The sequence below is a fragment of the Streptomyces sp. NPDC104202 genome, assembly GCF_055584185.1.
Window position 1 is genome coordinate 1 of the sequence record NZ_JBVJMN010000004.1, and the last position, 19912, is coordinate 19912.

General features: G+C 75.8%; 21 protein-coding genes. 2 read left to right on the top strand and 19 right to left on the bottom strand.

The annotated features are described in order from the left end of the window. Nucleotides 1-125: 125 nt before the first annotated feature. From ACZ60W_RS03845 to ACZ60W_RS03895, 11 genes are all read right to left on the bottom strand, one after another. On the bottom strand, nucleotides 126-254 hold the full coding sequence (locus ACZ60W_RS03845) for a hypothetical protein (protein ID WP_469753739.1): 129 nt from the start codon (nucleotides 252-254) through the stop codon (nucleotides 126-128). 199 nt (nucleotides 255-453) lie between these two features. After that, on the bottom strand, nucleotides 454-648 hold the full coding sequence (locus ACZ60W_RS03850; protein WP_469753740.1) for a hypothetical protein: 195 nt from the start codon (nucleotides 646-648) through the stop codon (nucleotides 454-456). 267 nt (nucleotides 649-915) lie between these two features. Beyond that, nucleotides 916-1587 (bottom strand): ABC transporter ATP-binding protein, encoded by a 672-nt coding sequence (locus ACZ60W_RS03855; RefSeq protein WP_469753741.1) that lies wholly within the window; start codon nucleotides 1585-1587, stop codon nucleotides 916-918. Beyond that, nucleotides 1580-2599, bottom strand: a complete 1020-nt coding sequence (locus tag ACZ60W_RS03860; protein ID WP_469753742.1) for an ABC transporter ATP-binding protein — start codon at nucleotides 2597-2599, stop codon at nucleotides 1580-1582. Before ACZ60W_RS03860 ends, ACZ60W_RS03855 begins: the two co-directional genes overlap by 8 nt. Beyond that, nucleotides 2596-3432: an ABC transporter permease gene (locus tag ACZ60W_RS03865; RefSeq protein WP_469753743.1), complete on the bottom strand. Its 837-nt coding sequence runs from the start codon at nucleotides 3430-3432 to the stop codon at nucleotides 2596-2598. The genes ACZ60W_RS03860 and ACZ60W_RS03865 overlap by 4 nt, the downstream gene beginning before the upstream one ends. After that, nucleotides 3425-4417, bottom strand: a complete 993-nt coding sequence (locus ACZ60W_RS03870; protein WP_469753744.1) for an ABC transporter permease — start codon at nucleotides 4415-4417, stop codon at nucleotides 3425-3427. The genes ACZ60W_RS03865 and ACZ60W_RS03870 overlap by 8 nt, the downstream gene beginning before the upstream one ends. Further along, nucleotides 4414-6018, bottom strand: a complete 1605-nt coding sequence (locus ACZ60W_RS03875) for an ABC transporter substrate-binding protein (RefSeq protein ID WP_469753745.1) — start codon at nucleotides 6016-6018, stop codon at nucleotides 4414-4416. The genes ACZ60W_RS03870 and ACZ60W_RS03875 overlap by 4 nt, the downstream gene beginning before the upstream one ends. Before the next feature lie 133 nt (nucleotides 6019-6151). Beyond that, nucleotides 6152-7246, bottom strand: coding sequence for an acyl-CoA dehydrogenase family protein (locus ACZ60W_RS03880; protein WP_469753746.1), 1095 nt, complete (start codon nucleotides 7244-7246; stop codon nucleotides 6152-6154). Continuing rightward, nucleotides 7243-8424: an acyl-CoA dehydrogenase family protein gene (locus tag ACZ60W_RS03885; protein ID WP_469753747.1), complete on the bottom strand. Its 1182-nt coding sequence runs from the start codon at nucleotides 8422-8424 to the stop codon at nucleotides 7243-7245. The genes ACZ60W_RS03880 and ACZ60W_RS03885 overlap by 4 nt, the downstream gene beginning before the upstream one ends. Further along, complete coding sequence (locus tag ACZ60W_RS03890) at nucleotides 8421-9389, bottom strand: NADPH:quinone oxidoreductase family protein (protein WP_469753748.1); 969 nt, start codon at nucleotides 9387-9389, stop codon at nucleotides 8421-8423. Before ACZ60W_RS03890 ends, ACZ60W_RS03885 begins: the two co-directional genes overlap by 4 nt. Nucleotides 9390-9457: 68 nt before the next feature. Next, nucleotides 9458-10045, bottom strand: a complete 588-nt coding sequence (locus tag ACZ60W_RS03895) for a helix-turn-helix domain-containing protein (RefSeq protein WP_469753749.1) — start codon at nucleotides 10043-10045, stop codon at nucleotides 9458-9460. A 93-nt stretch (nucleotides 10046-10138) separates the two neighbouring features. Here ACZ60W_RS03895 and ACZ60W_RS03900 point away from each other — a divergent pair, with 93 nt between their 5' ends. Further along, nucleotides 10139-11116: an NAD(P)/FAD-dependent oxidoreductase gene (locus ACZ60W_RS03900; RefSeq protein ID WP_469753750.1), complete on the top strand. Its 978-nt coding sequence runs from the start codon at nucleotides 10139-10141 to the stop codon at nucleotides 11114-11116. 126 nt (nucleotides 11117-11242) lie between these two features. Then, on the top strand, nucleotides 11243-12016 hold the full coding sequence (locus ACZ60W_RS03905) for a VOC family protein (protein WP_469753751.1): 774 nt from the start codon (nucleotides 11243-11245) through the stop codon (nucleotides 12014-12016). Nucleotides 12017-12029: 13 nt separating this feature from the next. Here ACZ60W_RS03905 and ACZ60W_RS03910 read toward each other — a convergent pair whose 3' ends face one another. From ACZ60W_RS03910 to ACZ60W_RS03945, 8 genes are all read right to left on the bottom strand, one after another. Continuing rightward, nucleotides 12030-12782 (bottom strand): PIG-L deacetylase family protein, encoded by a 753-nt coding sequence (locus ACZ60W_RS03910; RefSeq protein ID WP_469753752.1) that lies wholly within the window; start codon nucleotides 12780-12782, stop codon nucleotides 12030-12032. After that, complete coding sequence (locus tag ACZ60W_RS03915; protein WP_469753753.1) at nucleotides 12779-13711, bottom strand: SIS domain-containing protein; 933 nt, start codon at nucleotides 13709-13711, stop codon at nucleotides 12779-12781. Before ACZ60W_RS03915 ends, ACZ60W_RS03910 begins: the two co-directional genes overlap by 4 nt. Nucleotides 13712-13848: 137 nt before the next feature. Further along, nucleotides 13849-15150, bottom strand: a complete 1302-nt coding sequence (locus ACZ60W_RS03920) for an alpha/beta fold hydrolase (protein ID WP_469753754.1) — start codon at nucleotides 15148-15150, stop codon at nucleotides 13849-13851. Between the two features lie 155 nt (nucleotides 15151-15305). After that, a complete protein-coding gene (locus ACZ60W_RS03925; RefSeq protein ID WP_469753755.1) occupies nucleotides 15306-16256 on the bottom strand; it encodes an ABC transporter substrate-binding protein in 951 nt (316 codons plus the stop codon). Continuing rightward, on the bottom strand, nucleotides 16253-16927 hold the full coding sequence (locus tag ACZ60W_RS03930) for an ABC transporter permease (RefSeq protein WP_469753756.1): 675 nt from the start codon (nucleotides 16925-16927) through the stop codon (nucleotides 16253-16255). Before ACZ60W_RS03930 ends, ACZ60W_RS03925 begins: the two co-directional genes overlap by 4 nt. Further along, on the bottom strand, nucleotides 16924-17604 hold the full coding sequence (locus ACZ60W_RS03935) for an ABC transporter permease (protein WP_469753757.1): 681 nt from the start codon (nucleotides 17602-17604) through the stop codon (nucleotides 16924-16926). The genes ACZ60W_RS03930 and ACZ60W_RS03935 overlap by 4 nt, the downstream gene beginning before the upstream one ends. A 78-nt stretch (nucleotides 17605-17682) precedes the next feature. Continuing rightward, nucleotides 17683-18513 carry an ammonia-dependent NAD(+) synthetase gene (gene nadE / locus ACZ60W_RS03940; RefSeq protein ID WP_469753758.1) on the bottom strand — a complete coding sequence of 277 codons (831 nt, stop codon included), beginning with the start codon at nucleotides 18511-18513 and terminating at the stop codon, nucleotides 17683-17685. 223 nt (nucleotides 18514-18736) lie between these two features. Beyond that, complete coding sequence (locus ACZ60W_RS03945; protein WP_469753759.1) at nucleotides 18737-19876, bottom strand: sulfite oxidase; 1140 nt, start codon at nucleotides 19874-19876, stop codon at nucleotides 18737-18739. Nucleotides 19877-19912: the final 36 nt, after the last annotated feature.

Here is a 19912-nt window from a genome sequence, read left to right on the forward strand (position 1 = left end):
GGACCGGAGGGGTGGTGCTTCTGCGGGGGTGGACTGGAGAACCGGGGTGGGGGGGGGGCCGGGGGGGGGGGGAGGGTTGTCCCGCCGCCCCTGCCTCTTCGGTTCCGGGCCGGCGGCGTGCGCGGTCAGCGGGTGTCGCGGACGGCGAACAGGTCGGGGGTGGTGCCCGAGCCCTGGTTCACCGAGCCGGGCTCGGTCCCGCTGCGGCCGTTGGGGGCGAGGTACGGGTGCTGGGCGGGCACCCGGCCGGGCACGGGGCGCGCGGTCGCGGGGGCGCCAGGACCGCGCCCGGCGCGGTGGGCGTCACGGGCCCGCGGGCCCGCCGCCGGGGCGGGTGGCCGGTCACATCGGCTCCTCGGGTCCTGACGCGGGGCGCACCGGCGGCCGACGCCAGGCCCGAGGAGGTGAGACGTACAGGGAACGACGGCCCGCGGTGTCACGCGCGTGCGGTGGTCACGGCCGGAGGCTGGAGACCACGTCGGCGGTGGCCGCGACGCCGTCGTGGATGGTGGGCGCCATGCTGGTGCCGGCCAGGAAGAAGCCGAGCAGGGCGCAGACGAGCGCGTGGGAGAACTTCAGCCCTCCGCTGCGCAGGAAGATCGCCGCCAGCACCACCAGCAGCACCAGGACAGAAATGGAAACGGCCATGGCCTTCACGTCCCTCCGTCGCCGCACCGGAATTGCGGCGTTCGGCCGACAGTGTGGCGGAATGGGCGGTCCGTCCGGGCGTATGGCGGGGCGGCCATACGGGTGAGATGCGGACGGGGTCGGCCGCTGAGGGCCGCGGCGGGCCGCCGGGGGGCGGGGAAGCGGTGGTCGGGCGGGGCGTCGCGGTGGGCGAGCGCGACGCCGGGCCGGCCGCGGCGCGCGGACCGTGGTGGGGGTCGCCCCCGGCCGCGGTCGCCCGCGGGGTGGTCACGGGAGCTCCTCCGCGGGCAGGCAGTCCTTCCACTCCACCGTACGGTCGCACCAGCGGCGCAGCAGGAGGCGGTCGTGGCCGACGGCGAGGAGGCCCGCGCCGGTCTCCGCGCGGTAGGTCTCGACGGCGGCGACGAGGGCCGCGGTGGTGGAGGCGTCGAGCATGGCGGTCATCTCGTCGCAGACGAGCCAGCGCGGCCGCAGGCTCAGCGCCCGCGCCAGACACGCGCGTTGGAGCTGGCCGTCACTGACCTCGTGCGGGCGGCGGGTGAGCAGGTCGGGGGTCAGGCCGACGGCCGGGGCGAGTTCGGCGAGGCGGCCGGGGGCCCGGGCGCGCAGGCCGGTGGCGCGCAGCGGCTCGACGATCAGTTCGGCGAGGGTGAGGCGGGGGTCGGCGGCGGTGCGGGGCTGCTGGAAGACGACGCCGACGGCGGTCCGCCGGGCGCGGGGGGCGCGGTGGCGCCACCGGTGGACCTCGGCGCCGTCGAGGACGAGGCGGCCGGCGTCGGGGCGGTGGAGGAGGGCCGCGACGCGGGCGAGGGTGGACTTGCCGCAGCCGCTGGGGCCCAGGAGTCCGACGGATTCGCCGGGGGCGACGGTGAGCGACGCGCCGCGGAAGACGGGTACGCGCCGGTCGTATCCGGCGGTGACGCGGTCGAGTTCAAGCACGGGCGTGCTCCGGGTGGTGGCAGGCCACCCCGGCCCGGGGTGCGGGGCGGGTGGCGCAGAGGTCGGTGGCGCGGGTGCAGCGGGGGGCGAAGGCGCAGCCGTCGGGCAGGGCGGAGAGCTCGGGCGGCATCCCGGGCACGGGGGTGAAGGCCCGGTCGGGGAGGGCGTCGAGGAGGCCCCGGGCGTAGGGGTGACCGGGGCCGGTGGGGCCGAAGAACCGGTGGGCGGGGGCGATCTCGACGATCCGGCCGGCGTACATGACGGCGACGCGGTCGGCCACGCGGGCGGCGGCGGCGAGGTCGTGGGTGATCAGGAGCAGGCCGCGGCCCTCGTCGACGTGGCGGCGCAGCTCGTCGACGGTGCGGTCGACGAGGTCGCGGTCGAGCCCGGTGGTGGGTTCGTCGGCGAGGAGCAGGCGGGCGTCGCCGATGAGGGCGAGGGCGGTGGCGGCGCGCTGGGCGAGGCCGCCGGAGAGTTCGTGGGGGTGGCGGTCCAGGTGGCCGGCCGGGAACGCGGCCCGCGCGGCGGCGGCCTCGGCGGCCCCGCGCCGGGCGCGGCGGGGGACGGCGGTCAGCGCCCGTACGGTCTCCTCCAGCTGGGACCGCACGGTCCGCACGGGGGTGAGGTGGGCGGCGGGGCTCTGCGGCACCAGGCCGACGCGCCGGCCCCGTACGGTCCGGGCGAGGGTCTTCTCGTCGGCGGCCAGCAGGTCGGACGGACCTTCCCCGGCGCGGTCGGCGAGCAGGGCAGAGCCCGAGGCCACGCCGTTCGCGGGCAGCAGGCCGAGGAGCGCGGAGGCCAGGACCGACTTCCCGCAGCCGCTCTCGCCGACGAGCGCCAGGCACTCCCCCGCGGCGAGGTCGAAGTCGGCGTCGCTGACGGCCGCGACGCTCCGTCCGCCGTGCAGCCGGAACCGCACGGTGAGGCCGCGGACGCTGAGCAGGGCGTCCTCGGCCCGTTCGGCCGTGACGGCCTCCAGGGCGCGCAGGACCTTGCCGTCGGCGGTGTTCACAGCATCAGCTCCGATCGGCGGCGCGGGTGGAGGCGGTCGCGCCAGACGCCGGCGAGGCCGGCGATGGCGAGGGTGGGGACGATCAGCAGCAGGCCGGGGTAGAGGGTGGGCCACCAGTGCCCGGTGAGCAGGGAGGAGCGGGCGTTCTGGACGAGGTTGCCGAGGCTGGCCTGGTGGCTCGGCAGACCGAGGCCGAGGAAGGAGAGCGCGGACTCGTGCCACATGGCGTGCGGCACCATCAGGACGGCGGCGAGCGCGGCCTGCGGCAGCACGGCGGGCAGCAGGTGACGGACGGCGACGCGCAGCCGGGTGGCGCCGCCGGAGACCGCGGCGTCCACGAACGGCCGGGTGCGCAGCGAGAGGACCTCGGAGCGGACGATCCGCGCGGTGGAGAGCCAGTGGGTGACGGCGACGGAGGCGATGACGGGCCAGACGCCGGGGCGGAAGAGGGCGACGACGAAGATGCCGAGCAGCAGGTGGGGCACGGCGGAGAAGGTGTCGACGAGTCGCATCAGGCAGCGGTCGGTCCAGCCGCCGAAGGCGCCGGCGGCCGCGCCGACGGCGGTGCCGACGACGGTGGCGACCAGCGCGGCGACGAGTCCGACGAGGAGCGAGATCCGCAGGCCGTGGACGCAGCGCAGCAGCAGGTCGCGTCCGAGGTCGTCGGTGCCGAAGGGGTGGGACCAGGACGGCGGGAGGAGTTTGGCGGAGAGGTCGACGGCCTGTTCGTCGAGCCGGACGAGCGGCGGCACGAGGAGGACGGCGAGGAGGACGGTGCCGACGACGAGGGCGGAGGTCCAGAGCCGCAGGCGGTGGGTGCGGGGGTCAGCCATCGAAGCCCACCCTCGGGTCGGCGAGTCCGTACAGGAGGTCGGCGAGGAGGTTGCCGAGGAGGACGGCGGCGGTGGCGAGGACGGTGAGGGCGGCCAGCAGCGGGAAGTCGACCGAGGTGGCCGCGGTGACGGTGGCGGCGGCGATGCCGGGCCAGCTGAAGACGGTCTCCACCAGCAGGGCTCCGGTGATGAGTTCGGGGACGCGGGAGCCGACGAGGGTCAGCACGGGGAGCATTCCGGAGCGCAGGGCGTGTCCGGTGAGGACGGTCCGTTCGGCGAGGCCGCGGGCGCGGGCGCCGCGCACGGGGTCCTCGTCGAGGGCGTCGCCGACGCCCTGGCGGACGTAGAGGAAGAACCAGGGGAGCTGGGAGAGGCCGAGGACGAGGGCGGGCAGCACGAGGTGGCGGGCGACCTGGCCGGCGGTGACGGTGTCGCTCGCGGTGTCCGTGAGCCCGCCCGGGGGCAGGGCGCCCAGCCGCAGGGCGAAGAACCAGATGGCGAGGAGGCCGAGCCAGAAGGCGGGTGCGGCCTCCAGGGTGTACGCGGCGGAGCTGACGGCCCGGTCGAGGAGGCCGCCGCGGCGGCGGCCGGCCAGCACGCCGAGGAGCGTGCCGAGGGCGATCGCGACGAGGAAGGCGGTGGCGGCGAGCAGGACGGACCAGCCGAGGCGTTCGCCGATGACGTCGGCGACGGGCCGGCGCATGACGGAGGAGTCGCCGAGGTCGCCGGTGAGGGCGGAGGTGAGCCACTCCCACCAGCGGGCGGTGAAGGGCCGGTCGACGCCGAGGTTGGCACGGAGCTGGTCGAGGTTCTCCTGCGAGGCGGTGAGGCCGGCGGTGCCCGCGTAGGCCTTGACGGGGTCGAAGGGGGAGGCCGCGGCGACGGCGAACACCGCGAAGGTCACGGCGAGCAGGACGGGGACGGCGGCCAGGGCGCGCCGGCCCGTCATGCGGGCCATGGCCCCCCAGGGGAGGCGCCGGCTCACGGGGCGGCGCCCTTGGGGACCCAGGACTCGACGTTCCACCAGGGACCGGAGGCGAGGCCGTGGTCATGCGGTTCGGTCTGGGTGCCGAGGCCGTCCCAGGCGTCGTTCACGACGTAGAGGTGGTCGATGTGGGTGAGGAAGGTGTAGCCGGGGTTCTCGGCGAGTTCGCGCTGGACGGTGTCGTAGGCGGCACGGCGCGCGGCGGGGTCGTCGGTCCGGCGGCCGTCCTCCAGGGCGCGGTCGACGGTCTTGTTGTCGTACCAGGCCATGTTGTTGAAGCCGTCGCCCGCGAGGGTGGACTTGAGCAGCAGGTACTGGTCGAAGTCGGGGTCGCCGGGCGAGCCGCCGCCGGCGAGGACGGCGTCGGTCCTCATGCGGGGTTCGATGACCTCCCAGGTGCCGGCCTGGGTGGTGATGTCGATGCCGGCCTTCCTGGCGTCGGAGGCGTAGGCGAGGGCGTGGTCCTGGCGGAGCTTGTCGCCGGAGGGGTACCAGAGGGGGAAGGCGGCGCGGACGCCGTCGCGGACGCGGACGCCGTCGGGGCCGGGCTTCCAGCCGGCCTCGTCGAGGATCTTCCCGGCGCCGGCGAGGTCGTGGCGGCGCTCGGTGCCCTCGGCGAACCAGGGGCTGCCGGTGGGGACGGGGCCGTAGGCCGGCTTGCCGGCGCCTTCGAGGATCTTGTCGACCATGGCCTGGCGGTCGACGGCGAGGTCGAGGGCGCGGCGGACGGCGGTGTCGCCGGTGACCGGGTGGTGGGTGGGGAGGGTGACGGTGCGGTAGTCGTAGGTCTTCGCGGTGTACGTGGTCCGGGCCGGGTCGTCGGCGAAGCCGGCCGCCAGGTTGGGCGGCAGGACGGCGCCGTCGAGGTCGCCGGCGCGCAGCCGGGTGGCCCGGACGTCGTCGTCCTTGACGACGGCCATGGTGAACCGTTTCACGGCGGGCGCGCCGTCCCAGTAGGTGGGGTTGGCCTTGAAGGTGAGCTTCTCGCCCTTGGACCAGCCGGTGAGGACGTACGGTCCGGTGCCGATCGGCCGGGTGGTGAAGGCGCCGGTGTTGACGTCCTGTCCCGCGGCGGCGTGGGCGGGGGCGATGGCCTGGACGGTGCGCTGGGCGAAGGGGGCGTAGGGGTACTTGAGGGTGAAGACGACGGTGTCGTCGCCGACGGCCCGGACGTCGCGGAGGGCGTCGAGTTCGGAGCGGGAGGCGTTGTTCGTCCTCGGGTCGAGGATCGTGCGGTAGGTGAAGACGACGTCCTTCGCGGTGAAGGGGACGCCGTCGCTGAAGGTGACGCCGGAGCGGAGGGCGTAGGTGTACGTGAGGCCGTCGGCGCTGACCTTCGGCAGGGCGCGGGCGAGGGCGGGTTCGAGCTTCATGGCGCCGTCGAAGGCGAGCAGCCCGTCGAAGATCTTGGAGTTGCCGTCCTTGCCGTAGCCGAGGAGGGGGCTGAGGGTCTCGGGTTCGTACGCGATGCCGACGACCGCGGAGTCCCTGGGCCCGCCCGTGCCTCCGGCGGTGCCGGGGTGGGAGCAGGCCGTGGTGGCGAGGGCGAGCGCCCCCGTCACTGTCGCGGCGGTCGCTCGGCGGACGGTTCGGGCGGCCATCGTGTCCACACCCCTCTTGAAGATCAACTGTTATTGCGAAGAGATTGCAATTAAACAGCACGTAAAGGGGTGTGACGGCAGGGGGCCCCTTACCCGGAGCGCAAGGCTCCGGGTAAGGGGCCCCCGCCACAGGTCACTCGGGTGCCGGAAGCCCCACCAGAGCCGCGATCGCGTCCTGATGGCGCCCGGCCGAACCGAGCGCGATCTGATCGGACTTGGCCCGCTTCAGCGCCAGGTGCGCAGGGTGCTCCCAGGTCATGCCGAGCCCCCCGTGCAGCTGGACGCACTCCTCGGCCGCGTGGACCGCGACCTTGGAGCAGTACGCCTGCGCGACGGCGACCAGGAGCGGGGCGTCGGGGCCGGCGCCGGCGAGGGCGTCGGCCGCGGCGCGGGCCGCCGCCCGGGCGCCGACCAGCTCCAGCCAGAGCTGGGCCATGCGGTGCTTGAGGGACTGGAACGAACCGACGGGACGGTTGAACTGGTGGCGCTCCCGGGTGTGCCGGACGGTCTCCTCCAGGCACCACTCGGCGAGGCCCAACTGCTCGGACGCCAACAGCCCCGCGCCGGCGAGGAGTCCGCGGTCGACCGCCGCGCGGCTCGCCTCGGGGCCGGCGAGCCGGGTGCCGCTCCCCTCCGGCGCGGTGACGGTGGCGAGCGGGCGGGTCAGGTCGAGCGGGCTCAGCGGCTCCACCGCCGCCTCCTCCGCGGGTACGGCGTACAGGCCGTCGGCGCGCGGGACGAGGAGGACGTCGGCCGCGACGGCGTCGGCGACCCCGGCCACCCGGGAGCCGGCCGGCGGGCGCGCGCCCGGTCCGGTGGCGAGGGGCACGGCGAGCACCGCGACCGTGCCGCCGCCCGCGACCCGGGCGAGGAGTCCGGCGGCGGGCCCGTCCTCCCCGGCCAGCGCCAGCAGGGTCTCGGTGGCCACGACCGCGCTCGTGAGGTAGGGCAGCGGGGTCACCGCGCGGCCCAGCTCCTCCAGGACGACGGCGGCCTCGCGGTGGCTCGCGCCCTGGCCGCCGAGCTCCTCGGGGACCAGGAGGCCGGCGGCGCCGATGTCGGTCGCCAGGGACTTCCACAGCCCGGGGACGTACGGGCTGTCCGTCTCGGCCAGGGCGAGCACCGTCCGGTGTCCCGCACGGTCGGAGAGCAGGTCGCGGACGGCCGCCCGCAGATCGTCCTCGGTCTCGGAGTAGAGCAGGTCGAGCGCGGGGGTCGGTGCGGTCATCGGGCCAGGTCCTTCCAGGCGACGTCCTTGTCGTTGCGGGGCTCCGGGGGAAGGCCGAGGACCCGTTCGGCGACGATGTTGAGGAGGACCTCGGTCGTGCCGCCCTCGATCGAGTTGCCCTTGGACCGCAGGTAGCGGTAGCCGGCGTCGCGGCCGGTGAAGTCGACGAGTTCGGGGCGGCGCATGGTCCAGTCCCCGTACAGCAGGCCCTCGTCGCCGAGGAGTTCGACCTCCAGTCCGCTGATGGCCTGGTTGAGCCGGGCGAAGCCGAGCTTCATCGCGCTGCCCTCCGGGCCCGGCTGGCCCGCGACGAGCTGCTGGCGCAGCCGCTCGCCCGTCAGCCGGGCCACCTCGGCGTCGACCCAGAGGTCCAGGAGCCGCCGGTGCAGGTCGTGGGTGCGCAGTTCGGGCCGGTCGCGCCAGGTGGCGGCGACCTTCCCGATCATGCCGCCCTCGCGGGGGATGCGGGCGCCGCCGATGGAGACCCGCTCGTTCATGAGGGTGGTCTGCGCGACCCGCCAGCCGTCGCCGACCGCGCCGAGCCGGTGGGCGTCGGGGATGCGGACGCCGGTGAGGAAGACCTCGTTGAACTCGGCCTCGCCGGTGATCTGGCGCAGCGGCCTGACCTCGACGCCGGGGTCGGTCATGTCGCAGACGAAGTAGGTGATGCCCCGGTGCTTGGGCGCGTCCGGGTCGGTGCGGGCGATGAGGATGGCCCACCGGGCCACGTGGGCGCTGGAGGTCCACACCTTCTGCCCGTCGATCACCCAGTCGTCGCCGTCCCGCACGGCCCGGGTGCCGAGCGCGGCGAGGTCGGAGCCGGCGCCGGGCTCGCTGAAGAGCTGGCACCACACCTCCTCGCCCACCCACAGCGGCCGCAGGAAGCGGCGCCGGACCTCGTCGCCGCCGTGCGCGAGCAGGGTGGGCGCGGCCATCCCGAGGCCGATGCCGATGCGGCGTGGGTCGTTGTCGGGCGCTCCCGCGGCGGCGAGTTCGGCGTCGACGACGGACTGCAGCGCGCGGGGCGCGTCGAGCCCGCCGAGGCCCACCGGGTAGTGGACCCAGGCGAGTCCGGCGTCGAAGCGCGCCTTCAGGAAGTCGGTGCGGTCGGTGGTCGCGGGCGGGTGCTCGTCGAGCAGGCGCCGGACGAGCGCGCGGAGTGCGTCGGCGTCGGTCACGCGGCGGCCCCTTCCGGGAGGACGACCAGACGGCCGGTGGTGGTGCCGTCGGCGACCCGCTGCACGGCGTCGGCCGCGGCCGCGAAGGGGACGCGCTCGCCGACGAGCGGCTTGATCAGGCCCTTGGCCGCGTAGGCGGTGAGGGTCTCGTGGCAGCGGCCGATCGAGGCCGGGTCCTTCGCCGCGTACAGGCCCCAGTGGAGGCCGAGGACCGAGTAGTTCTTCACGAGCGCGTGGTTGAGGGCCGGGGCGGGGACGGTGCCGCTGGCGAAGCCGACGACCACGATCCGCCCCTCGAAGGCCACGCACTTCGCGGACTGCTGGTACGCCTCGCCGCCGACCGGGTCGTAGACGACGTCGGCGCCGCGGCCGCCGGTCGCGGCCTTGACGGCGGCGACCACGTCCTCGGAGCGCCGGTCGATCACGAGGTCGCAGCCGAGCGCGCGGGCGACGGCCGCCTTCTCGGGCCCGCCGACCACGCCGATGACGGTGGCGCCGGCGGCCTTGCCGAGCTGGACGGCGGCGCTGCCGACGCCGCCGGCCGCCGCGTGGACGAGGAGCGTCTCGCCCTCGCGCAGGGCCGCGCGGCGGTGGAGGCCGAACCAGCCGGTCTGGTAGCCGATGTGCAGCGCGGCGGCCTCGGCGTCGTCGAGGGCCTCGGGGGCCGGGAGGAGCCCGGCGGCGTCGGCCAGGGTGTACTCGGCGAAGCCGCCGTGCGGGAGGGCCGCGGTGGTGATGACCCGGCGGCCGTCCTCGGTCTCGGCGCACACCTCCACGCCGGGGGTGAAGGGCAGTGGGGGCCGCACCTGGTAGTGGCCGCGGCAGAGCAGCGCGTCGGGGAAGTTGACGTTCGCGGCACGGACCCTGAGCAGCACCTGCCCCGCTCCGGGCGTCGGCGTCCCCACCTCCTCGCGGCGCATCACCGCGCCGGGTTCCCCGTTCTCGTACACACGCCATGCCTGCATCCGGAATGCCTCCTCCGTACCGAGCGGTCGGTTGCATACTAAGCGGTCGCTTGACGCGGCGGAACGGGTCAGCCGGACTTCTTGGGCCGCGCTCGCACGTGCATGCGCTCCCCCTGCGGCCCGAAGAGGCTCAGGAACTCCACCGGCCCGTCGTCCACGGGACCGAACCAGTGCGGGACCCGGGTGTCGAACTCGGCCGCCTCCCCGGCACCGAGGACGACGTCGTGCTCGCCGAGGACGAGCCGGAGCCGCCCGGAGAGCACGTACAGCCACTCGTACCCCTCGTGCACCCGGGGATCCGGCGCCTCCCGCGTCTTCTCCTGGATCACCTTGTACGCCTGGAGGCCGCCCGGCTGGCGGGTCAGCGGGAACATCGTCCGCCCGTGGCGCACGATGGGCTTGGCCTTCACCCGCGGGTCGCCGACCGGCGGGGCGCCGACCAGCTCGTCGAGCGGGACCTGGTGGGCGCGGGCCAGCGGCAGCAGCAGTTCGAGGCTGGGCCGGCGCCGGCCGGACTCCAGCCGGGACAGCGTGCTCACGGAGATCCCGGTGGCGGCGGAGAGCTCGGCCAGGGTCACCCCGCGGTCGCGGCGGACCCGCCGGAGCCGGGGGCCCACGTCGTTCAGCACGGCGTCGATGCGGTCGTCTTCGCTCATGCCTCCAGTGTTGCAGAAACGGCAACACCGCTTGCCGGTTCGCCGAGGCCGAGCGAGCCTCGCACCATGGGCACCGACACGAGGAGCAGCGGGATGGACAGGGACGACGACACCGGCGGGCACGGCCCGGACGAGCGGTACGACGCCGTGGTGGTGGGCGGCGGCGCGGCGGGGCTCAGTGCCGCGCTGGTCCTGGGCCGCGCACGGCGCCGGACCCTGGTCGTGGACGCGGGCGAGCCCCGCAACGCCCCGGCCGCGCACATGCAGGGCGTCCTCTCCCGCGACGGGACGAGCCCGGCCGACTACCTGGCGGCCGGACGGCGCGAGATCGCCCGGTACGGCGTGGAGTGGCGCGCGGGACGGGTGACGGGCGCGGCGCCGGACGGCCGGGACGGGTTCACCGTCTCCCTGGCGGACGGCACGCGGACCGGGGCGCGGCGGCTCGTCGTGACCACCGGCCTCGTCGACGAGCTGCCGGACATCGACGGGGTCGCCCGGCGGTGGGGCAAGGACGTGCTGCACTGCCCCTACTGCCACGGCTGGGAGGTCCGCGACCGGGCCTTCGGCGTGATCGCGCACCCGGTGATGCCCGCGCACCAGGCTCTGATGGTCTCGCAGTGGTCGAAGGACGTGACGCTCTTCCTCCACACCGCGGACGGCCCCACGGCGGAGGAGGCGGCGCTCCTGGAGGCCGCCGGCGTGCGGGTGGTGACCGGGGAGGTGGCCGGAGTCGAGACGGAGGACGACGCGCTGACCGGGGTGCGGCTCGCGGACGGGCGGTTCGTGCCCCGCTCCGTCGTCTTCGTCGGGGCGACCCGGCTCGCGGCCCGGGACGGGGTGCTGCGGCAGCTCGGGGCTGAGCTGCGCGCGACCCCCTTCGGGGAGTTCGTGGCCGTCGACGAGACCGGCCGGACGAGCGTGCCCGGCGTCTGGGCGGCGGGGAACGTCACCGGCCCGCAGGAACAGGTCGTGAACGCGGTGAGCCGGGGCCACCGGGCCGCCGTCGCGCTCAACGGCGAGCTGCTCCTGGGCGATCTGGCCGAGCGGGCGGCCCGTCGGCCGACCGGATGAACCCGCACGGCGGCGGCTGCGCCGACCGGCCCCGGGGATGAGGATCGGCCATGGTGTCCGGGGGCCGTCAGGGACCTGCGCCCCGGCTCCGGCAGCCACGGACGACGGAAGGACGGAACACCTCCCATGCTCGGTACGCACTTCACCCAGGGATCCCCCAACTGGATCGATCTCGGCAGCCCCGACACCGAGGCCGCCGCCTCCTTCTACGGCGCCGTCTTCGGCTGGGAGTTCCGGTCGGCCGGGCCGGAGGCCGGGGGCTACGGCTACTTCCAGCAGGACGGCCTCACGGTCGCCGCCCTCGGGAGGCTCACCGAGGAGGGCGCCCGCAGCGCCTGGACGCTGTACTTCCAGACCCCGGACGCCGAGGCCGCCCAGAAGGGCGCCGAGACCGCCGGCGGCACCGTGCGCGTCCCGGCCTTCGACGTCATGGACGCGGGCCGGATGGCCTGCCTCACCGACCCGGGCGGCGCCGAGTTCGCCGTCTGGCAGCCGGGCCGCGTGCAGGGCCTGGAGCGGACCTCCTCGACCAACACCCTGGTCTGGGCCGAACTCCACGTGGCCGACCCGGAGTCGGTCCTCGGCTTCTACCGGGCGCTGTTCGGCTGGCGGTGGGCCGAGATGGACGCGCCCGGCATGACGTACCGGGTGATCTCCACCGCCGAGGGCGACCAGCAGGACGCCTCCTTCGGCGGCGCCGCCGAACTCCAGGGCGAGCACCCGCGCTGGGTGCCGTACTTCGCGGTCGAGGACGCCGACGCCGTCTCGCGCTCGGTGCAGGGCAACGGCGGCTCGGTCCTCATGCCCGCCGCCGACGTCCCCGACGTCGGCCGGATCGCCTGGCTCGCCGACCCGTTCGGCGCGGCCTTCGCGGTCCTGAAGCCCGCGCCGATGGGCTGAGCCGGGCCCCGGATCAGCGGGCGAACAGCTCGAAGGTCACCGCCGGGCGTCCGCCGAAGCGGTCCGCGGCGCGCCCGGTGGCCCCGGCGAGGAAGGACCGGACGTACTCCTCCGGGTCCTGGTCCGTCAGCGCCTCGATGTACGCGCGGTGGCAGAGCAGCGAGCGGACCGCCCGGTCCATGCCGGGCGCGGCGTCGACGGCGTGCGTCGGCGTGCTGGAGGCCGCCACCGCCACCCAGCGCACGCCGTCCCAGGGCTCCAGTCCCCGTTCGGCGAGGTCCGTGAAGATCCAGCGGTTCCCGGCGTCAGCGGCCGCGTCGAGGGTGGCGCGGCCCACGGCCAGGTGGTCGGGGGTGTTCCAGGGGGCACCCGGTCCGCCGCCCCAGGTGTCCCGGTGGTTCAGGGTGACGACCAGCTCCGGGCGGTGGCGGCGGATCGCCGCGGCGATGTCGCGGCGCAGCCCGAGCCCGTACTCGATCACCCCGTCGCGGTGGTCGAGGAACTCGACGGTGTCCACGCCGACGACGGCGGCGCTGTCCCGCTGCTCCCGCTCGCGCAGCGGGCCGCAGACGTCCGGGGCGAGCGAGTCGATGCCGGCCTCGCCGCGGGTGGCGAGGACGTACACCACCTCCTTCCCGGCGTCCGTCCAGGCGGCGACGGCGGCCGCGCAGCCGTACTCCAGGTCGTCCGGGTGGGCGACGACGGCGAGGGCGCGCGTCCAGTCTCCGGGCAGCTCGGCGAGGTCCGTGGCATCCGTTGCGATCATGACCGCAGGATACGGGCCGCGTCCGCCGCCGTCGGGCGGATCGCCCCGGACAGGATCACCGAACGCGAGACGTGCCGCGGGCGGTCGGGATTGAGCCCGCGCCGGTCCGCGAGGGCGACGGCGAGCCGCTGGGCGCGGACCAGCGCGGCGACCGGGTCGATGGCGTCGGCGGCGAACAGGGCGCCCGTGGACTCCACTTCGTCCCGCAGCCCCGAGGGGGCCGGACCGAGGCACCAGACCAGGCTCGACCGGTCGCTGATGCTGATGGGGCCGTGCCGGTACTCCATCGCGGCGTACGACTCCGTCCAGGCGCGCGCCACCTCGCGGAGCTTGAGGGCGGCCTCGTCGGCGAGCCCGACGGTCCAGCCGGTGCCGAGGAAGGTGTACTGGCCGCGCCGCTCCCAGGCGGCGGGCAGCCGCTCGTAGAGGACGAGCTCGGCGTCCGCGATCGAGGGACCGAGGTCCACGCCCAGTCCCGCGCGCAGGAGTTGGAGGGCGGTGGTGGCGAACCGGGTCTGGACGACGGAGCGTTCGTCGGCGAAGCCCAGGTCGACGACCCGGTCGGCGAGCCGCCCGGCGGGGCTGTCGGGGACCCCGGTGAGCACGAGGGAGGGCATCCGTCCGGCGGCCGCGGCCAGCAGGTGCACGACCTCGGTGGTGGTGCCGGAGCGGGTCAGCGCCACGACCCGGTCGTAGCCGCGGCCCAGCGGGGTCCGGTCGGAGGCGGGGAAGGCGTCGGTCTCCCCCGCCCCCAGGGACTCGCGCAGGGCGGCGTAGGCACGGGCGATGAAGTAGGAGGTGCCGCAGCCGACGACGGCCACGCGCTCGCCGCGCCCCGGCAGCAGGGCGGCCTGCCGGTCGGCGGTCTCGGCGGCGCGCCGCCAGCACTCCGGCTGGGCGACGATCTCGGCGCCGACGTGGGTGCTCATGGTCCGGGTCCTCTCCTCGCGGGCTCCCCGCGCGGGGGTCCGGACCGAGTTCTACCGGCAGCCCGCGCGCCCGCACCATGTCCAACGGCGGCCGACCGCTTGGACTTTTGCGCGCGGCGGGCCGCCGGCGGCGGGGGTCAGAGCTCGTCGCGGGAGAGCGCCAGGAGCCGGTCGAGGACCCGCGGCCCGCCGGCCCGCACCCCGTCGTGCTCGTACTCGTCGGTCACCCAGGTCCGCAGGCCCCGGACGGCCCGGGCCGTCTCCAGGGAGTGGGCGGTGTCGACGTACATGTCGTCGTGGTAGACGGCGGCCGCGACGGGCACCTCGTTGGCGGCGAGGCGCTCGGGGTCGTAGAGCGGCGTCCAGTCGTCGCGTGCGGCGAGCCGTTCGGCGGTCTCGCGCAGCGGGCGCAGGGCGGGGTCGGTGACGAAGTGCCACGGATGGACCGTCTCGCCGGTGAAGAGCGGCGGCGCGCCGCTCGCGAGGGCGGTCCGGGCGTCGAACTCGGGGTACTCCGCGCGGACGCGTTCGGCGGCCCAGTCGGTGGGGCCCCGGCCCTGGGCGTAGATGGCCTCGTGGAGCACGGCGTAGAGCGGGTGTCCGGCGTACGAGAGGTGCGCCCGCACCTGCTCCAGGAAGGAGTCGGCGAGTTCGGGGCCGCCGGGGGTCGGGACGAAGGCGCCCTCCAGGAGGAGGTGGAGCTGGTGGGTGCCGTCGCCGGAGCCGAGGAGGATGCCGAGGGACTGGAACGCCTCGGCGGTCAGGAGGCCGCCGCCGGGCAGGGTCACCTCGCGGTCGAGGAGGTGGGCGAGGATCGCCCGGGCCCGCTCGGCGTCCTGCGGGTAGCGGGCGAAGTGGGCCTCGTTCTTGCGCCGGACGCGGGGGTAGGCGGCTCGGTAGACCTCGTCGGCGGTGGCGTCCAGGGAGGGCAGGCCGCCGGTGACGAGGACCCGCTCCAGGCCCTCGGGAGCGGTGGAGAGGTAGTGGGTGGCGCAGAAGCCGCCGAAGCTCTGGCCGAGGACGGTCCAGGGCGCGCCGCCGGTGAGCCGGCGGCGGATGCTCTCGCAGTCCGCGACGATGGAGTCGGCCCGGAAGTGGGCGAGGTAGTCGGCCTGCTCGGCCGGGGTGCCGCGGAGGGGCAGGGTCTGCCGGTTGGCGGGGGTGGAGCGGCCGGTCCCGCGCTGGTCGAGCAGGAGGACGCGGAACTCCCTGACCGCCCGGCCCAGCCACGCCTGGGGGCCGATGAAACGGCGGGCGCCGAAGCCCGGGCCGCCCTCCAGGTAGACCAGCCACGGCAGCCGCTCGCGGTCCGCGCTCCCGCTCGCGACGACCTCACGGCCGAAGACCTCGATCCGCTCGCCGTCGGGGCGGGTGTGGTCGAGGGGAACGGGGAAGCGGTGGTCGGTGAGGACGAGTCCCGGCTGCCGGTAGGTGGTCACGCTGTTCCTGCTCCTGTTCGGTGTGCCCCCGCGGGGACAGTGGATCACACGGCGGGCACGTCCCGCGGGCGGGTGGTCCCCGGCGCGGGGCCTTCCGGGCCGGGGACTTCCGGGCCGGGGACTTCCGGGCCAGGCGGGGTCAGGGCCGGGCGGGCTCAGGGCGACAGGAGACCCTTGCCGGCCAGGTACGTCCGCGCCACGTCCTCCGGCAGCCGCCGCCAGCTGTCCACCTGCTCGTTGAGGTGCGCGAGGTCCTCCGTGGTCAGCACGGTGTTCAGCCGGTCGAGGGCGCCCGTCACGCCCGCGCTCCCGGCCCGGGCCCGGTTGACCACCGGGACCACGTGGTCGGCGTTCTGCAGCCGCTTGTCGTCGGCGAGCAGGACGAGCCCGAAGTCGTCCAGGGTGGCGTCGGTGCTGGTGGTGAGCACCAGCTGGGCCTGGCCGCTCTGCACCGCCTGCTTGGACTGCGTGGTCCCGACGCCCTTGGGGTCGACGCCGGTCACGTCGATCCCGTACGTCTCCCGGAGGCCCGGTGCGCAGTACGGCCGGCGGACGCACTCGTCGCCGGCGGCGAGGCGGACGGGCAGGCGGGCGGCGCCGAGGTCGCTGAGGGTCCGGAGCCGGTGGTCGGCGGCGTAGGCGGCGGTGACGGCGAAGGCGTTCTGGTCGACGGCGCGCCCGGGGTCGAGGACGGTCAGGCCGCGCGGTGCGGCGAGCGCCCGCAGGGCGGTCATGGTGGCGGCCGCGTCGGGGGAGCCGACGGGCGGCGCGTCGGGGCCGTGCTCCTTGGCGTTCAGCCAGTCGGCGAAGGTGGCGGCGTACTCCGGCACGACGTCGATCCGGCCGCTCTCCAGGGCCGGTTCGTACAGCTCCCGGTTAGTGACGGTCAGCTGCCGGGTCCGGTAGCCGGCGGCCTCCAGCAGGAGGGCGTACATCTCGGCCAGCAGGTCGCTCTCGGTGAACCCGGCGGAGCCGACGACCAGGTCCCGGCTGTCGCCGGGCGGGGCGGTGGGCGCGCCGCGGTCCTCCAGCGAGGGCCCCTCGGCGCACCCGCCGAGGAGCGCGAGGAGACAGGCGGCGAGCGCGGCCGCCCGGGGCGGTCTCATCCTTCGCTCCGCCGCGGCCCGCCGGGGACGAGGCGCCGGACGCCCTCGAAGACGCCCTCGACGGCCAGGGCGAGGAGCGCGACCAGGAAGGCACCGGCGACGACCTGGGGGGTCGAGGCGAGGTTGAAGCCGGCGGTGATGATCCGGCCGAGCCCCCCGCCGCCGGCCAGCGCGGCCACGGTGGCGGTGGCGACGAGCTGGACGGCGGCGATCCGGACCCCGGTGAGGACGAGGGGCAGGGCCAGGGGGAGCTCGACGCGCAGGAGCGTCCGTCCTTCGGTCATGCCCATCCCCCGGGCGGCCCGGACGACGTCGGGGTCGACGCCGCGCACCCCCACGTACGCGTTGGTCAGCAGCGGCGGCACGGCGAACAGGACCAGCGCGATCACGGTGGGCCAGGGCTCGTACGGGCCGAGCGGGCTCAGCAGGAGCAGGACGAAGACGGCGAAGGTGGGGACGGCGCGGCCCGCGTTGGCGAGGTTCAGGGCGAGGGCGCCGCCCTTGCCGCGGTGGCCGAGGACGAGACCGGCGGGCAGCGCGATGAGGCAGCCGATCAGCAGGCAGACGACGGTGAGGAAGAGGTGCTCCGCGAGGCGGTTCCCCACGCCGTCCTCGCCGGACCAGTGGGCGGCGGTCGTCAGCCAGGACCAGGCGTCGGCGAGGGTCGTCACGCGGACCGCCCGCGGGTCCAGGGGGTCAGCAGCCGCTGGGCGCCGAGGAGGAGCAGGTCGGCGGCGACGGCGATGAGGACGCAGAGCGCGGAGGCGGTGAGCACCTGGGCCTTGAAGTAGGTGTTCATGCCGGCGTAGATGAGGTTGCCCAGGCCGCCGTGGCCGACGATCGCGCCGATCGTGACGAGGGAGACCGCGGAGACGGTGGCCAGCCGCAGCCCGGCCATCGCGGCGGGCAGGGCGAGGGGCAGTTCGACGGCGAGGAGCAGCCGGACGGGCCCGTAGCCGAGGCCACGGGCGGCCTGCCGGGTCTCCTCGGGGACGTCGCGGAGCCCGGCGAGGATGTTCCGTACCAGCAGGGTGAGCGAGTACAGGACGAGTCCGGCGACGACGAGCGCCGCGGACAGCCCGTAGACCGGCAGCAGCAGCGAGAACAGGGCGAGCGCGGGGATCGTGTACAGCACGGTGGTGATGCCCAGGACGGGTCCGGCCGCCCAGTGCCACCGGCGGGCGGCCAGGGCGAGCGGCAGGGCGAGCAGGAGGCCCAGGGCGACGGAGGCCCCGGTGAGCCGGAGGTGCTCGGCCACCGCGTCGGCGAGGATCTCACCGCGGGAGGAGACGTAGGCCCCGCAGATCCACTCGTTGCGGGCGAGGCAGTCGTCGGGCGGCGCGGTCACCCTCCCATTCGAGACGGCGGGCGGGCGCCCCGCACCCCCGGCCGGGCCGATCGGGGGCGGGGCGCCGCGGGCGCGGCCTCAGGGGGCGAGGGGCAGCCGGCGCTTGTGCTCGGTGAGCTCGTAGCGGCGGACGATGGAGGCGAACGCGGCCTCCGCGACCGGCTTGCCCTCCAGGAAGTCGTCGATGTCGTCGTAGGTGACGCCGAGCGCGTCCTCGTCGGGCTTGCCCGGGTCGAGGGTCTCCAGGTCGGCCGTGGGGGTCTTCCAGACCAGCTCGCCGGGGGCGCCGAGCTCGGCGGCGACGGCGCGGACCCGCCGCTTGGTCAGGCCGGTGAGCGGGACGACGTCGGCGGCGCCGTCGCCGAACTTGGTGAAGAAGCCGGAGACGGCCTCGGCCGCGTGGTCGGTGCCGACGACGAGCCCGTCGTGGGCGCCGGCGACCGCGTACTGCGCGATCATCCGCTGGCGGGCCTTGATGTTGCCCTGCACGAAGTCCTGGTGGTGGGCGTCACGGAAGGTCACCCCGCCGGCGAGGCAGGCCGCCAGGGCCGCGTCGCTGGCGGCCTTGACGTCCACGGTGAGGACCCGGTCGGCGCGGATGAAGCCGAGGGCGGTCTGCGCGTCCTTCTCGTCGGCCTGGACGCCGTACGGCAGGCGCATCGCGTAGAAGGTGGCGTCGTGGCCGGCGGCGCGGGCCCGCTCCACGGCGAGCTGGCAGAGCCGGCCCGCGGTCGTGGAGTCGACGCCGCCGCTGATGCCGAGGACGAGGGAGCGCAGCCCGGTGGAGGTCAGCCGCTCGGTGAGGAAGGCCACCCGGCGCTCGATCTCGGCGGCCGGGTCGAAGGCGTCGGACACCTCGAGGTCCCGGGCGATCTGCTGCTGGACGGCGGTGGGCGCCGGGTCGGTCACGGAGGTCTCCTCGTCGCGGGGCGGTCGGCGGCGGACCGGGGCCGCGCGCCGACGGGTGTACGGGGGTCGACTCTACGCACCGGGGCGCCGGGCCGTCGCCCTGGCCCAAAGGGGCACGGCGGGCGGGCCCGCGCGGGGCGGGCCGGGGTGTCGGCCGGGCCCGGCCGCCCGGTGTCGCCGGGCCGGGCCGCGGGGTCGGGGCCGTCCGGCCCGCCGGGGACGGTCAGGGGGTGGTGTCCGGCTCCGGTGCGCAGAGGACCTCGACCCGCTGGACGAGGTTGTTGGCGAAGCCGCCGCGGTTCCAGGGCGCGGTGAGCGGCTGGACGTTGCCCGCCGCGTCGGTGGCCCGGACGGTGAGGTGGCGCAGGCCCGGGGTCGCGGTCCACAGGGCGCTCCAGGCGGTCCAGGCCCAGGGGTGGGCCGGGTCGGGGTGGAGTTCGGCGTCGGTCCAGGCGGCGCCGCCGTCCTCGCTGACCTCGACGCGGGTGACGGGTCCGTGACCGGACCAGGCGCGGCCGAGGAGCGGCACCGGGCCGGGGCGCACCACGCGGGTGCGGGACATGAAGTCCGGGAATCCGGGCGGCGCCATCAGGGCGCGGGGCGCGATGAGGGTGACCGGCTCCCCCGGTTCTCCGGGGTCCTGGCGGAGCCGGTAGGCCACGCTCTGCTGGAAGCCGGTGTACGGGGTGCCGGTGAGCGTGATGTCGTGCAGCCACTTCACGTGGGCCATGCCGTACCAGCCGGGGACGACGAGCCGGAGCGGGCTGCCGTGCTGCGGAGGCAGGGGCGCACCGTTCATCGTGTGGGCGACGAGGACGTCGCGGGCCGGGTCGGCGGCCGTCGCGAGCGGAAGGGAGCGCCGGTAGTCCTGTTCGACGCCGCGTTCGACGCCGTGGTCGGCGCCGGTGAAGACGGCCTCGACGGCGTCCTCGGCGGGGCCGGCCTCCGCCAGGAGCGAGGCCAGCGGGACGCCCGTCCACTCGGCGGTGCCGACGGCCTCGACGATCCAGGGCTGGCTGACGGGCCGGGGCGTCAGCACGGCACGGCCGTTCCCGGCGCACTCCAGGGTCACGCGGCGGGTGACGGAGGGCCGGGCGCGCAGCGCGTCCAGGTCCAGGGCCAGCGGACGCAGCACCCGGCCGCCGACGGTGAGCCGCCAGCCGTCCGGGTCCGTGGCGGGGATGTCGTAGTGCACGAGCACGTAGTGGAGGCCGGGCGGGGTGACGTCGTAGCGCAGGGCTTCGAGCGGGAGTCCGTGGTTGCGGGCGGCGAGGGCCAGTTCCTGGGCGCTGATGCCCTCGCCGGCGGCCGCCACGCGTCCGGGGGCGCTGATGCCGCCCGGACCGCCGAGGGATCCGTCCATCTCCTCATGGTGCGCCGGGCCCGCGGGCCCGGCACC

Coding starts and splice junctions, on each gene's coding strand:
- ACZ60W_RS03850 (WP_469753740.1), bottom strand. CDS start 648: ATGGCCGTTTCCATTTCTGTCCTGGTGCTGCTGGTGGTGCTGGCGGCG.
- ACZ60W_RS03865 (WP_469753743.1), bottom strand. CDS start 3,432: ATGGCTGACCCCCGCACCCACCGCCTGCGGCTCTGGACCTCCGCCCTC.
- ACZ60W_RS03875 (WP_469753745.1), bottom strand. CDS start 6,018: ATGGCCGCCCGAACCGTCCGCCGAGCGACCGCCGCGACAGTGACGGGG.
- ACZ60W_RS03880 (WP_469753746.1), bottom strand. CDS start 7,246: ATGACCGCACCGACCCCCGCGCTCGACCTGCTCTACTCCGAGACCGAG.
- ACZ60W_RS03890 (WP_469753748.1), bottom strand. CDS start 9,389: ATGCAGGCATGGCGTGTGTACGAGAACGGGGAACCCGGCGCGGTGATG.
- ACZ60W_RS03895 (WP_469753749.1), bottom strand. CDS start 10,045: ATGAGCGAAGACGACCGCATCGACGCCGTGCTGAACGACGTGGGCCCC.
- ACZ60W_RS03900 (WP_469753750.1), top strand. CDS start 10,139: ATGGACAGGGACGACGACACCGGCGGGCACGGCCCGGACGAGCGGTAC.
- ACZ60W_RS03905 (WP_469753751.1), top strand. CDS start 11,243: ATGCTCGGTACGCACTTCACCCAGGGATCCCCCAACTGGATCGATCTC.
- ACZ60W_RS03910 (WP_469753752.1), bottom strand. CDS start 12,782: ATGATCGCAACGGATGCCACGGACCTCGCCGAGCTGCCCGGAGACTGG.
- ACZ60W_RS03915 (WP_469753753.1), bottom strand. CDS start 13,711: ATGAGCACCCACGTCGGCGCCGAGATCGTCGCCCAGCCGGAGTGCTGG.
- ACZ60W_RS03925 (WP_469753755.1), bottom strand. CDS start 16,256: ATGAGACCGCCCCGGGCGGCCGCGCTCGCCGCCTGTCTCCTCGCGCTC.
- ACZ60W_RS03945 (WP_469753759.1), bottom strand. CDS start 19,876: ATGGACGGATCCCTCGGCGGTCCGGGCGGCATCAGCGCCCCCGGACGC.